12 protein-coding genes and 1 riboswitch are annotated in these 13,109 nt (G+C 62.2%); of the genes, 6 read left to right on the top strand and 6 right to left on the bottom strand.

The annotated features are described in order from the left end of the window. Positions 1-4: 4 nt before the first annotated feature. From kdpB to AC1DZ5_RS17525, 4 genes are all read right to left on the bottom strand, one after another. Positions 5-2,080: a potassium-transporting ATPase subunit KdpB gene (gene kdpB, locus AC1DZ5_RS17540; protein WP_477891370.1), complete on the bottom strand. Its 2,076-nt coding sequence runs from the start codon at positions 2,078-2,080 to the stop codon at positions 5-7. Between the two features lie 28 nt (positions 2,081-2,108). Continuing rightward, positions 2,109-3,908 (bottom strand): potassium-transporting ATPase subunit KdpA, encoded by a 1,800-nt coding sequence (gene kdpA, locus AC1DZ5_RS17535; protein WP_477891368.1) that lies wholly within the window; start codon positions 3,906-3,908, stop codon positions 2,109-2,111. Next, positions 3,908-4,015, bottom strand: a complete 108-nt coding sequence (locus tag AC1DZ5_RS17530) for a potassium-transporting ATPase subunit F (protein WP_310339497.1) — start codon at positions 4,013-4,015, stop codon at positions 3,908-3,910. Before AC1DZ5_RS17530 ends, kdpA begins: the two co-directional genes overlap by 1 nt. A gap of 111 nt (positions 4,016-4,126) precedes the next feature. Further along, positions 4,127-5,353 carry an MFS transporter gene (locus AC1DZ5_RS17525; protein ID WP_477891365.1) on the bottom strand — a complete coding sequence of 409 codons (1,227 nt, stop codon included), beginning with the start codon at positions 5,351-5,353 and terminating at the stop codon, positions 4,127-4,129. A gap of 95 nt (positions 5,354-5,448) precedes the next feature. Here AC1DZ5_RS17525 and AC1DZ5_RS17520 point away from each other — a divergent pair, with 95 nt between their 5' ends. From AC1DZ5_RS17520 to AC1DZ5_RS17510, 3 genes are all read left to right on the top strand, one after another. Next, on the top strand, positions 5,449-6,261 hold the full coding sequence (locus tag AC1DZ5_RS17520; protein ID WP_477891363.1) for an AraC family transcriptional regulator: 813 nt from the start codon (positions 5,449-5,451) through the stop codon (positions 6,259-6,261). 27 nt (positions 6,262-6,288) lie between these two features. After that, positions 6,289-6,446: riboswitch (FMN riboswitch) on the top strand. Between the two features lie 86 nt (positions 6,447-6,532). Then, the gene (locus AC1DZ5_RS17515) at positions 6,533-6,997 is read left to right on the top strand and encodes a 6,7-dimethyl-8-ribityllumazine synthase (RefSeq protein ID WP_477891361.1); all 465 of its coding nucleotides are present in this window, start codon (positions 6,533-6,535) and stop codon (positions 6,995-6,997) included. Positions 6,998-7,007: 10 nt separating this feature from the next. Further along, positions 7,008-7,664, top strand: coding sequence for a LysE family translocator (locus tag AC1DZ5_RS17510; protein ID WP_477891359.1), 657 nt, complete (start codon positions 7,008-7,010; stop codon positions 7,662-7,664). A gap of 72 nt (positions 7,665-7,736) precedes the next feature. Here the strand turns inward: AC1DZ5_RS17510 and AC1DZ5_RS17505 are convergent, their stop codons facing one another. Then, positions 7,737-8,156 carry a PACE efflux transporter gene (locus AC1DZ5_RS17505; RefSeq protein WP_477891357.1) on the bottom strand — a complete coding sequence of 140 codons (420 nt, stop codon included), beginning with the start codon at positions 8,154-8,156 and terminating at the stop codon, positions 7,737-7,739. Positions 8,157-8,269: 113 nt separating this feature from the next. Here AC1DZ5_RS17505 and AC1DZ5_RS17500 point away from each other — a divergent pair, with 113 nt between their 5' ends. Continuing rightward, entirely contained in the window at positions 8,270-9,064 is a 795-nt protein-coding gene (locus tag AC1DZ5_RS17500; RefSeq protein WP_477891355.1) for a phosphodiesterase, read from the top strand. Positions 9,065-9,076: 12 nt separating this feature from the next. Here AC1DZ5_RS17500 and AC1DZ5_RS17495 read toward each other — a convergent pair whose 3' ends face one another. After that, on the bottom strand, positions 9,077-10,651 hold the full coding sequence (locus AC1DZ5_RS17495) for a methyl-accepting chemotaxis protein (protein ID WP_477891353.1): 1,575 nt from the start codon (positions 10,649-10,651) through the stop codon (positions 9,077-9,079). A gap of 376 nt (positions 10,652-11,027) precedes the next feature. Between AC1DZ5_RS17495 and AC1DZ5_RS17490 the strand changes: the two genes are divergently transcribed. Together AC1DZ5_RS17490 and AC1DZ5_RS17485 are read left to right on the top strand one after the other, a co-directional pair. Further along, positions 11,028-12,014: an ABC transporter substrate-binding protein gene (locus AC1DZ5_RS17490; protein ID WP_477891351.1), complete on the top strand. Its 987-nt coding sequence runs from the start codon at positions 11,028-11,030 to the stop codon at positions 12,012-12,014. A 20-nt stretch (positions 12,015-12,034) separates the two neighbouring features. Continuing rightward, a complete protein-coding gene (locus AC1DZ5_RS17485) occupies positions 12,035-13,102 on the top strand; it encodes an aromatic ring-hydroxylating dioxygenase subunit alpha (protein ID WP_477891349.1) in 1,068 nt (355 codons plus the stop codon). The last annotated feature ends 7 nt before the right edge of the window (positions 13,103-13,109 follow it).

Genomic DNA, 13,109 nt, shown 5'->3' with positions numbered 1-13,109 from the left:
CTCCTTAAACCAGATTCAACGCGACAAGCAACAGGTCAATGGCCTTGATGCCGATGAAGGGAACGATCAGACCGCCCAAGCCGTAAATGGCCAGGTTGCGACGCAACAGTGCAGCAGCACCCACGGGACGGTATTTCACGCCCTTGAGTGCCAATGGAATCAGCACCACGATGATCAGCGCGTTAAAAATCACCGCCGACAAGATGGCCGAGTTGGGGCTGCCCAGGCGCATCACATTCAGCGCCGCCAGCTGCGGGTAGGTGCTCACAAAAATGGCCGGAATGATGGCGAAGTACTTGGCCACGTCATTGGCAATCGAGAACGTGGTGAGTGAGCCGCGCGTCATCAGCAGTGCCTTGCCGGTTTCCACAATTTCCAGCAGCTTGGTGGGGTTGGAGTCCAAGTCCACCATGTTGCCAGCTTCTTTGGCGGCCTGGGTACCGCTGTTCATGGCCACAGCCACATCGGCTTGGGCCAGCGCAGGGGCATCGTTGGTGCCGTCGCCGGTCATGGCGACCAAACGGCCTTCAGTCTGGTAGCTGCGGATCAGCGTGAGCTTGTCCTCAGGTGTGGCCTCGGCCAGAAAATCGTCTACCCCCGCCTCGGCGGCGATGGCCGCGGCCGTGAGCTTGTTGTCGCCCGTGATCATCACGGTCTTGATGCCCATGCGGCGCAGTTCGCCGAAACGCTCCTTGATGCCGGCCTTGACGATGTCTTTGAGCTCCACCACACCCAACACGCGGTTGCCGTCGGCTACAGCCAGCGGCGTGCTGCCGCGGCGCGACACTTCGTCTGCAGCGCGCAGCACCTCGGCAGGCATGCTGCTGCCCTGCGCCTCCAGGTACTTGCGCACAGCATCTACCGCGCCCTTGCGCAGCTGGCGGGTGCTACCGTCAGCGCGGACCACATCCATGCCACTCATGCGGGTCTGCGCAGTGAAGGGCACTTCTTGCGTGGCGCCCACCAGGGGCTCCATCTGCACCTTGGCTTGGGCCAATGTCACGATGCTGCGGCCTTCCGGCGTTTCATCGGCCATGGAGGCCTGTGCGGCGCATAGGGCCAGTTGGCTCAGGCTGATGCCCGGTGCCGGAATGAACAGCGCAGCCTGGCGGTTACCGTGGGTGATGGTGCCGGTCTTGTCCAGCAACAACACATCCACATCACCCGCCGCTTCCACAGCGCGGCCCGAGGTCGCAATCACATTGGCCTGCATCATGCGGCTCATACCAGCCACACCCACGGCCGACAGCAGGCCGCCAATGGTGGTGGGGATCAGGCAGACCAGCAGCGCAATCAACGCGGTGATGCTGACCACCGTGCCACTGCCAGCGGCTTCCACACTGAAAATGGAGAAAGGCAGCAGCGTGACGGTGACCACCAGGAACACGATGGTCAGCGCGACCAACAAAATGGTCAGTGCCACCTCGTTGGGTGTCTTCTGGCGCTTGGCGCCCTCCACCATGCCAATCATGCGGTCTAGGAACGACTCGCCGGGGTTCACACCAATGCGCACCACCAGCCAGTCCGACAGCACCCGCGTGCCACCAGTAACAGAAGCGAAGTCGCCCCCCGATTCGCGCACCACCGGGGCAGACTCGCCGGTGATGGCGCTCTCGTCCACCGTAGCCACACCCTGGATCACTTCGCCATCCACGGGAATCATGTCATTGGCTTCCACCAGCACGACATCGCCCTTGCGAAGGTTCTCGGCCTGCTCTGGCAACCAGGTGGCGCCATGCACGGGCTCCTTGAGCTTCTTGGCCCAGGTACTTTTCTTCAAGCCCTTGAGCGAATCGGCCTGCGCCTTGCTACGACCTTCAGCCAGAGCTTCGGCAAAGTTGGCAAATAGAACGGTAAACCACAGCCAGACGGCCACGGACAGGATGAAGCTGGCCGAGTCGCCCACCGTGCCCTGCAGTGCCTGCAGCCCCAGCAGTGTGGTGACGATGCTGCCGATGTACACCACAAACATCACCGGGTTGCGCCACTGCACGCGGGGATCCAGCTTGGCAAATGCGGCCCACACTGCAGGTTTGACCAGTGCGGGGTCCATCAGGGTTAAAGAATTTTTGCTTGTCATAGAGTTTTCTCGCAAATAGGGTTGGCGTTCAGGCGGCAGGCCAGAGCATCAAGTGCTCGACCACCGGGCCTAGGGCCAGCGAGGGCACGTAGTTCAGCAGGCCTACCAACATCACCGTACCGATCAGCAGCACCACAAACAGCGGGCCGTGTGTGGGGAAGGTGCCGGCAGTTGCAGGCAAACGCTTCTTGGCGGCCAGCGCGCCGGCAATGGCCAGCACCGGAACGATCACGCCAAAGCGGCCGAACCAGATGACCACGGCCAGTAGATAGTTGTAGAACGGTGTGTTGGCCGACAGGCCCGCAAAGGCGCTGCCGTTGTTGTTGGCGGCCGACGTCAGCGCGTACAGAATTTCAGAGAAGCCATGGGCGCCCGGGTTGGCAATACCCGCCTTGCCGGCACCCGCCAACACCGCAACGGCTGTACCTGCCAGCACCAGAATCGGCGTGACCAGAATGGCAATCGAAGTCAGCTTCATCTCGTGCGACTCGATCTTTTTGCCCAGGTACTCGGGGGTGCGGCCAATCATCAGGCCCGCAATGAACACCGCCAGGATGGCGAAGATCAGCATGCCATACAGCCCGGTACCCGTGCCGCCAAACACCACCTCGCCCAGCTGCATCATCACGATGGGCACCATGCCACCGAGGGGGGTGTAAGAGTCGTGCATGGAGTTCACCGCACCGCACGAGGCCGCGGTAGTGATCACCGCAAACAGGCTGCTGGCATTGATGCCAAAGCGCGTTTCCTTGCCCTCCATATTGCCGCCGCTCTGCAAGCTGCTGGCGGCTTGGTCTACACCTAGCGCAGCAATCTGCGGGTTGCCCATTTGCTCGGCCGGCGTGATGGCTATCACGGCAATGACAAACATCACCGTCATGGCAGCCAGCACGGCCCAGCCCTGGCGCTGGTCGCCCACTTCACGGCCAAATGAAAAACACAGCGCGGCGGGGATCAAGAAGATCGCCAGCATCTGCAAAAAGTTGCTCAATGCTGTGGGGTTCTCATACGGATGCGCCGAGTTGGCGTTGAAGAAGCCGCCACCGTTGGTGCCCAACATCTTGATGGCCTCTTGCGATGCCACCGGGCCCATGGGCAGGGTCTGAGTCTGGGTGCTGGCGTCTTCCATCACCGGTGCACCCTTGTCGTCCAGCGCGGGCTGACCGTCTGTGCCCAGCTTGGGTTGTTGGAACTGCGTGGTCTCCACTGTGGTGACATCTTGGTAGGCATCAAAGTTCTGGATCACGCCTTGCCCCACCAAAAAGATGGCAAACACCAGCGACAGCGGTACCAGCAGCCAGGCAGTAATGCGGGTGATGTCGACCCAGAAGTTACCGATCACGGCCGTCGACCGGGCTGCAAAGCCCCGGAACAGCGCAAACACCACGGCAATGCCGGTGGCTGCAGACAGGAAGTTTTGCACCGCCAGGCCCAGCATCTGCGTGAGGTAGCCCATGGTGGACTCACCCGAATAGCCCTGCCAATTGGTGTTGGTGACAAAGCTCACCGCGGTGTTGAAGGCCGAGTCCACCGACACGGCGCCCATGCCGGCGGGGTTGAGCGGCAACACCGCCTGCCAGCGCTGCAGCAAGTAAACCACTAGCACGCCCAGCGCATTGAACGCCAACAGTGCGATCGTGTACTGCTTCCAGGGCATGGACTGGTCAGGCGAAGTCCCCGCCAGCCGGAACAGCGGCGCCTCCAGCCGCAGCATCCACTGCGGCAGGCGGCCGGAACTCAAACGTGCAATCCAGATGCCCAGGGGCCAGGACGCGATCAATAGGGTCGTGAGAAAGAGGGCCAGCAGCCCCCATGCCGAGCTGCTCATCAAAAGTCCTCCGCGCACACCAGTGCGTAAACCAAATACGCCAGCAACAAGGCAGCACAGGTGCCGCCCAGGCCGTAGACCACATGCAATGTGTTCACCGTTTCCATCATTTCTCCTGCATCAGTTGGATGGGAGAAGTGTGGTCAGGCGTGCGTAAAAACGGGGATTAGATTGACAGAGGGGATATAAAAAAAGCGTAAACGGGGGCGGCTTACTTCTTACTTGGCTGTACGCAGGCCCACGCCCAGCGCGGCGCCCACGCTCAGCAACAGCAGCAAGGCAGCGCCCAGCAGCGTGGCACCGTACCAGCCGCGGTCCATGAATACGCCGAACACAATGGGCGAGATGGCAAAGCCCGTGTCCAAACCGGAATACACCAGACCATAGACGCGGCCGGTGGCGCCTTTGGGCGTGGCCTTCTTGATCATCATGTCGCGCGAGGGGCCGCCAATGCCGACCGCAAAGCCGGTGATGGCCAACACCACCATGGTGCCCGTGGCGCCCAGCAAGCCGGTACCACACAATGCCAGCAACACAGCACCGGCCGCCATGGCCAGGGCCACTACGCGGTCTGAATGCTTGGACTTGGCCGCCACAAAGCCACCAATGAACATGCCCACCGCGCCGCACAGCATGTAGGAAGAAATGGTCAGCGTGGCTGCTTCAAAGCTCACGCCATGCATGGCCTTGAGGATGGACACCGCGTAGCTCTGCACCACAGCCAGTGTCATGGTGGACAGCAAAAAGAACCCAAAGCACCACCACACCACGGGGAGCTTCATGAAGGCCATGTCGTGCTCGGTCTTGGCGTGGGCCGCCACACGCGGCGCCACGGTGGTGCTCAAGTGTTCACGCTGCACCACCAGCAACGCCAGGATGGCGGCGTACATCACCGCTGCGGCCAGGTAGGCATTGCGCCAGCCCATGAGGGCCCCCAGCCCGGCGAAGAACACGGGGGCCACGGCCCAGCCCAGGTTGCCGGTGAGTCCGTGCGCGCTGAAGGCATAACCCAGCCGCGGGGTGGACACACGCTGGTTCAGAATGGTGAAGTCCACAGGGTGAAAGGTTGCATTGCCCAAGCCCGCCAGGGCAGCCACGGCAAACAGGCCGGTGTAGCCGGTCACCATGGAGGCAGCCACACAGGCCGCGATGAAGATGCCCATGGCGATGAACATCAGAGGACGCGCGCCCACCCGGTCCACCACAAAGCCGGCGCAGGCTTGGCCCACACCTGACACCACGAAGAACATGGTCATCAGCAGGCCCAACTGCGAGAAGCTGAGTCCGAACTCTGTCATGAATACCGGAAACAACAAGGGCAACAACAGGTGGCCAAAGTGGGAACTGGCATGGGCCAGGCCCACGAGACCGATCACGGTGGCGTCCTGCTTCATGGGAACGGTAGGGGCTGCGGCGGAGGGGGAAGAGAGTGTGGCGCTGGTCATGGGAGGCATCGTACGGGCGCAGGCAGTTTCTTGATTACGACAAAAAGACAATAATTGTCGAAATCCCGCCAAACCTGACCCAACGATCAACCTCCATGAAACGCAAGGCCCCACTCAACCCCGTGTCCTTTGACACCTCGGCCCAACGCCCGCCCACGGCCGAGCGCCCGGTGCGCAGCCGGGCCCGTTCGCTAGCGATGGACGCGCACATCAAGCCGCACGAGCACCCCTGGTCGCAGTTCACCTACTGCGCCAGCGGGCTCATGCAGGTCACGGTGACGCAGGGCGAGCGGCAGACCACGTTCATCGTGCCACCCAGCCGCGCGGTGTGGATTCCGCCCGGCGTGCAGCACAACGTGGTGGTGTTGGAAACCGCCGAGCTACGCACCGTGGACATGGCGCCCAGCGTGCTGCCCGCCAGCTGGACCGAATGCCGTGTGCTGGTGGTGAGCAAGCTGCTGCGCGAACTGGTGCATGCGCTGGAGGGCAGCGAGCCCGGCCCGCGCGACGACGCCCTGATGGCCCTGACCGCCGATGAAACCACCCGCGCCGACACCCAGGCCCTGGGCGTGCCCATGCCCCACCCCGAGCACGGCGACAAGCGCCTGCGCGCGCTGTGCGAAGCCGTGCTGCGCGACCCGGCCGAGAAATCCCAGCTGAAGGAATGGGTGGCCGACATCGGTGCCAGCGAGCGCACCGTGGCCCGCCTGTTCCGCGACGAACTGGGCACCAGCTACCAGCAGTGGCGCACCCAGGCGGTGCTGGCCCACGCCCTGCCCCAGCTGGCACGCGGCGTGCCCATCGCCCAAGTGGCCGCGGCCGCGGGCTACGCCAGCGACAGCGCGTTCTCGGCCATGTTCAAGCAAAGCATGGGCAAGCCGCCCAGCCACTTTCTGGCCCGCAGCTAAAATCCGCCCCGCAGCCCGCAAGGGTTGCCGCGTTCTCAGGGCGGGGTGCAATTCCCCACCGGCGGTATCTGTGGCCTGACCACAGCAGCCCGCGAGCGCCCACGCCAGCCCTTGCCAGCGTGGGGTCAGCAGATCTGGTGAAATGCCAGAGCCGACGGTCATAGTCCGGATGAAAGAGATCGCGCACACCTGAAACAGGCACGCCTTTGCGCAGGCCTGTTTCTGCGTTTGCGTGCGCCCTGATTCTTGTTAACCCTCTTTTGAGACCACCATGAATCAGACTTCCTCGCCGCGCATTGCCATCATCAGTTCTTCGTGGCACCGCGACATCGTTACCAGCAGCACCAACGCCACCAAGGCCGAACTGCAGCGGCAAGACATTTCCCCCAAACAGGTCGACCACTTCGAGGTGCCCGGCGCCTTCGAGATCCCCCTGCACGCCCAGCGCCTGGCGCGCAGCGGCCGTTATGACGCCATCATTGCCGCCGGCCTCATCGTCAACGGCGGCATCTACCGCCATGAGTTCGTCACCACCGCCGTCATCGACGGGCTCATGCGCGTGCAGCTGGACACCGATGTGCCAGTGTTCAGCGCCGTGCTCACACCGCGCGATTTTCATGAGCATGAAGAGCACCTGAACTTCTTCCGCGAGCACTTCGTGAAGAAGGGCACCGAGGTAGCCCAGGCCTGCCTGCAAACCCTGCGCAGCCTGCAGACATTGCCAGCTGTCGCATAAACTGACGCCCATGCACCTCTCCAACTGGCTAGTTTTCTGCGGCGTTGCTTTTCTGGTTTGCTTCAGCCCGGGCCCCGGTGTGCTGCTGGCCATATCCAACGCCATGGCGCATGGCAAACGGGACTGGGTCGCAAGCTCGCTGGGCAATGCCACAGGCCTGTTCATCATCTCGGGCGTGGCCATGGCCGGCATGGGCGCCATCCTGGCGGTGTCAGCTTTGGCTTTCACCATCCTCAAGGTGGCCGGTGCCCTGTACCTGATCTACCTGGGCATCCGCCAGTGGCGCAGCCAGACCGTGTCGTTCGCCGTGGCAGAGTCGGCCACGGGATCGGTCAGTAAAGCGACTGGCGCCCCGGCAAGCCGCAAGCTCTACGGGCAAGGCATGGGTGTGGCGCTGACCAACCCCAAAGCCATCCTGTTCTTCTCCGCGCTGTTTCCCCAATTCATCACGGCTGATGCGCCGGTGCTGGAACAGGCGGCCGTGCTGACCTGTACCTTTGTCGCCATGTCTCTGCTCTCGCACCTGTTTTACGTGCTGGTGGCCCGCATGTTCAAAGGTCAGCTGACCAACCCACTCAAACAGCGCCTGTTCAATCGCGTCTCGGGCGGGTTGTTTGTGGTACTGGGCCTGAGCCTGCTGCGCTTGAAGAACAAGGTGGCCACTTGAGCCGCGCCAGTTTGCTATCAAAATAGAAGCTGCTAGCGCATATTCCACGCGGGCTAGAGGCCCATTTGACTCTTAACTGGCCGATGCAGGTAGCCCGAACATTCTGTCAAAGGCCCAGGTAAAGGCCACGGTGTAAACAAAGAAGAAGGCCAGCAGGCCCAGGTCCGCCACAAAGGCCGCCCACAGCGAAATGTCCAGCCACCAGGCCATCACCGGCATGAGGATGATGGCCAGACCGCCCTCAAACCCCACGCCGTGGGCGATGCGACGGGCCAGCGAACGGCCCTTGACGGTCTGACGGGCTTCCCAGCGCTCGAACAACGAGTTGAACACATAGTTCCAGGCCAGCGCGATGGTGGACATGACGGCCGACAGCACAAAGGCCGAACCGGGAGGATGGGAAAACGCCAGCGCCAGCGTGGGCGTGACAACGGCAATAGCAATACTTTCGTACAAGGCTGCCTGCACGATACGACGGGGAATGGGAGACATCGCCCCATCGTAACGGCTGCGCACCGCGTCGCTATACGCAGCTCCGTATCATGGCCATGGCCCGCACATTGCTTGCCCATGGCCACCACCAGTGTATTTTTTTGGAGCCTGCCGTGCTGATTGCCCAACTGTCCGACCTGCATGTGCGCCCGCCCGGCGAGCTGTACCGCGGCGTGGCCGACTCCAACCGCGCGCTCACAAATGCCATCACCCACCTGCACCAACTGGACCGCAGGCCCGACCTGGTCGTCATCACCGGCGACCTGGTGGACTATGGCGATGTTGACGAATATGCGCACGCACGCGCCCTGCTCTCGCAGCTCACCATTCCCTATCTCGTGCTGCCCGGCAACCACGACCACCGCGAACACTTCCGCGCCGCATTTGCCGACCACAGCTACCTGCCGTCGGGTGGCCCACTGCACTACTGTGTGAACGACTTTGCGGTGCGCATCATCGCGCTGGACTCCTGTGTACCCGGGCAACACCATGGCGACGTGGATGCCGCAGGCTTGCAGTGGCTGCAGACCACACTGCACGCTGACCCGCACAAGCCCACGCTGGTGCTGCTGCACCACCCACCGTTTGTGAGCGGCATTCCCTACCTGGACGAATACCGCTACCGTGACCCAGAGCCGCTGGAAGCCGTGCTGCGCACGGCAACGAATGTGGAGGCCGTGCTTTGCGGCCATGTGCACCGCCCCATGGTGCGGCGCTGGGCTGGCACCGTGGTGGCCAGCTGCCCCAGCACCACCACCGAAATCGCGCTGCAGCTGGCACCCGACGCCGTGCCCCAGTCTTTCATTGGCCCGGCGACCTGCCTGCTGCACCTGTGGCAGCCTGCGCACGGGCTGGTCAGCCACACCAGCTACATCGGCCAGTACCCGGGGCCATATCCCTTTTTCTAGCTTCCCGGGGGCCTAGGCGGCGACAAGCGCCCGGTCAGTAGGTTGCAGCCGGAAGGCACTGATAGCCTCCACCAACAGCCGCGCCTGCTGACTCAAACTGTCGGCCGCCGCTGCAGACTGCTCCACCATGGCAGAGTTCTGCTGGGTGGCCTGGTCCAGGTGCGCCACCGACTGGTTGACCTGCACGATGTCTCGGCTTTGCGATGACGACATGGTGCCCAGCTCGGCAATCAGGGTCACCACACGCCCGACCTGCTCGCGAATATCAGCCATATTGGTACCCGCTGTCTCCACCAGACGCGACCCCGCATCGACCTTCTCCACGTTGCTATTGATCAGCGTCTTGATCTCTCGCGCGGCCGTGGCCGAGCGTTGTGCCAGGCTGCGAACTTCCGAGGCCACCACGGCAAACCCGCGCCCCTGCTCCCCCGCCCTGGCCGCCTCGACCGCAGCATTGAGCGCCAGGATATTGGTCTGAAACGCGATGCCATCGATGACGCTCACGATGTCGGAGATACGCTGGGACGCCACATTGATCTGGGACATGGTGCTAACCACCTGACTGACAACATCACCACCACGCGCTGCGGCCCCGTTGGCCACCTGGGCACAGTCATTGGCCTGCTGGGCCAAACTCTCACTGCTACGCACCATGGTGGAGATTTGTTCCATGGCCGCGGCGGTTTCTTCCAGGCTGGAAGCCTGCTGCTCCGTACGGTGCGACATATCGCCATTGCTGGCAGCGATCTCGGAGGCACCCAGTGCCACTGCATCGCTGCTGCTGCGCACCATCCCCACCAGGTTCCGCAGCGAATCCTGCATTGACCGCAGAGACTCCATCAAGCGTCCCACCTCGTCCTTTGCCTCAGGCTCGACATGGGTGCTCAGATCTCCCTGGGCAATGCGCTGCGTCACATGCACCGCGGCCAGCAGCGGGCGTGTCACGCTGCGGGCAGTCCAATTGGCAATCAGCGTACCCGACACCATGGCAACCACCAGCAACAGCAACATCGCATACCCGGCCTGGCGCACCGTGCCATCGGTAGATCGGCGCGCCTCGTCCATGCGCTCGCGCTGCAGGGCAATCAGGACATCGAGTTCCGAGAAATAGGCTTTTTGCAGCTGTGTCACCTCCCCCACCAGCAGGTCACGCGCAGCTTCGTTGTTGCCCTCCAGGCCCAGCTTCAGCGATTCGTCCACCTTGGCCGCATAGGCCAGGCGCTTGGTGGTCACTTCCTTGAGCTTGGCCTGCTCTTCCGGCAGCGTCAGCAAGTCTTCCAACTGCTTGAGCAAGGCACGGGTAGAGGTGCGGTTGCCGTCGATGATGTTTTTTTCGACTAGCTTGCCCTGGGGGTCGGTCTGCAATGCAATGTTGCGGGCGGCGCGGGCCGTGAGGTTGACGTTGTCCTTGATGTTGGACAACACGGTCACCACCACCAGATTGTGTTCCGTGAGTGCGCGCACCTGGCCACCCACCTGGTCCAGAGCCAGGCGCCCGAAAAGGGCCACTGCAATACTCACCAGGATGAGCAGACCAAAGCCCAAGCGCATGCGTGTCGCAATGGAGCGATTTTTCAGCAACTTCATATGTATCTCCCTGTTGAAACCCCAAAACGTTTGATTTCCAACGCCCTAGCTTCAAGCGCTTCTGCGAGCGCTGCGAGGACAGTATGCTGCGATCCACAGGCCTTGGCAACACAGCCAGCAGAACCTTGATGCGCACCAAAGCAGCGCACTGAATCTGGCACACCAATTGCTTGATCTACGTCAGAGTAGAAGCTGTCAGTAACCACCGGGCACGCGCCCAGGTTATCGGTCATTGCTCTGGTGACGGTAGTGCCGTCGCATGCTGAAGGCTCCCCTTCAGCATTTGGGTTTGCGCCCAACAGAGACTGGCAGTTTTCGGGCTGCTGCTTAGCCTCGGCACTGTCGTCTTTCCATTTCAACTTTTGGAGAGATTGACATGCAACGCAAACTAACCCAACGCCTGACTCACATCGCCTGCGGCGCCGCACTGGCCGCTCTGTCCTGCACCACTTGGGCGCAAGACAAGGTGACCTTTCTTACCTCTTGGTACGCGCAAGCTGAGCACGGTGGCTTCTACCAGGCACTGGCCGCCGGTATCTATAAGAAGCACGGCCTGGACGTCACCATCAAGATGGGCGGCCCGCAGGTCAACGGCATGCAACTGCTTACCGCAGGCCAGGCCGACTTCATCATGGGATATGACCTGCAGGTGCTCAAGTCGCTGGAACAAGGCCTGCCAGTCACCACCGTGGCCACGTCCTTCCAGAAAGACCTGCAGGGCTTGATGACGCACGAAAACGTCGGCGGGCTGGGCGACCTCAAAGCCAAAACCATTCTGGTCTCCACCTCGGGGCGGCCCACCTGGTGGCCCTGGATAAAAGCCAAATATGGCTACACCGAAGAACAGGCCCGCCCCTATACCTTCAACCTGCAACCCTTCTTCGCCGACGCCAACGTAGTGCAGCAGGCCTACCCATCTTCCGAGCCCTTCCAGGCCAACAAGGCGGGCGTGAAAACCAAGTTCTTCCTGTTTGCGGATGACGGCTACCCGCCCTACGGCACCACCATCGTCGCCACCACCAAGCTGGTGGCCGAGAAGCCCGATGTGGTGCAGCGTTTTGTGCGCGCCAGCATTGAAGGCTGGAAGGCCTACCTGGTCAACCCTGCGGCAGGCAATGTGCTCATCAAGCAGGACAACCCCAAGATGGACGACGAACAAATCACGTTTGCCATCCAGCGCATGAAAGAACTCAAGGTGTTTGACGGTGGCGACGCCGCCAAGCTGGGCGCCGGTGTGATGACCGATGCACGCTGGAAACAGACCTATGACTTCATGGTGGGTGCTGGCTTGCTGAAGGCCGAGACCGACTGGAAAAAGGCCTACACCACCCAGTTCGTCAAAGACCTCAAGGTCATGCCCTGAGCGGCCAGGAGTCAAGCACCATGCTCGTCACCCAACAACCCGTGCTACGCCGCTTCTGGTACGCACTCATGCCCATCAGCCAGCTGGACGATGGCCCCAAACCTTTCACGCTCTTGGGTGAAAACCTGGTGCTGTGGAAGAAGGCGAACGGCGAACCCGCCGCCCTGCGCGACCGCTGCTGCCATCGCACCGCCAAGCTGTCCAAGGGTTTTGTCGAAGGCGACAACATCGTCTGCGGCTACCACGGCTGGACGTATGACTGCAGCGGCAGCTGTGTGCGCATTCCGCAAAACCCCGACGCCGCCATTCCCGCCGGTGCCAAGGTGCCCGCCTTCCACTGCCAGGAGAAATACGGCTACGTGTGGGTGGCGCTGGAAGACCCGTTGCGCCCGATTCCCCACTTTCCCGAAGATGGTGCACCGGGCTACCGCCGCATCTTCCAGTTCTATGAGGAGTGGAAGACCAGCCCGGTGCGCGTGATGGAGAACTCGTTTGACAACTCGCACTTCAGCTTTGTGCACAAGGCCAACTTCGGCATCCTGGACCAGCCCGTGCCGCAGAAGTACGAGCTGGTGGAAACCGACTTTGGCTTTGAGGGTGAAACGCTGGTCCCCATCAACAACCCGCCCGCCGGCCACCGCGTGACTGGCGCCACCACGCCCACCACCACGCGCCGCCTGGCCAACAAGTACTACCTGCCCTTCTCGCGCCGATTTGGCTGCCACTACCCCGACAGCGGCATCGACCACATCATCTACAACTGCGCCAGCCCCATCAGCGACGACCGCCTCATGCTGGTGCAATGGCTGTACCGCAATGACACCGAAAAACAGTGCAGCACGCAGGAGCTGATCGACTGGGACGCCGCCATCACCGCCGAAGACCGTGACATCCTGGAGGCCACCGACTTTGACGCCTGCATCGACACCCGGCGCCGCCAGGAATTCCACATGCCGTCCGACAAACCCGGCCTGCTGATACGCCGCATGCTGATGGATGTGTTGGCCGAACACGGCGAAGTAGAAATGCACGCCGGCAACCGCCGCACCGTGGTGCCCATCCACCCCGAAGCGACGGTGAAGGAGTGAGCATGCT

The organism is Rhodoferax sp. P1_F3 (genome assembly GCF_056405715.1).
The sequence above is the reverse complement of the archived record's forward strand: the minus strand, read 5'-3'. Positions and strand labels throughout refer to the sequence as shown.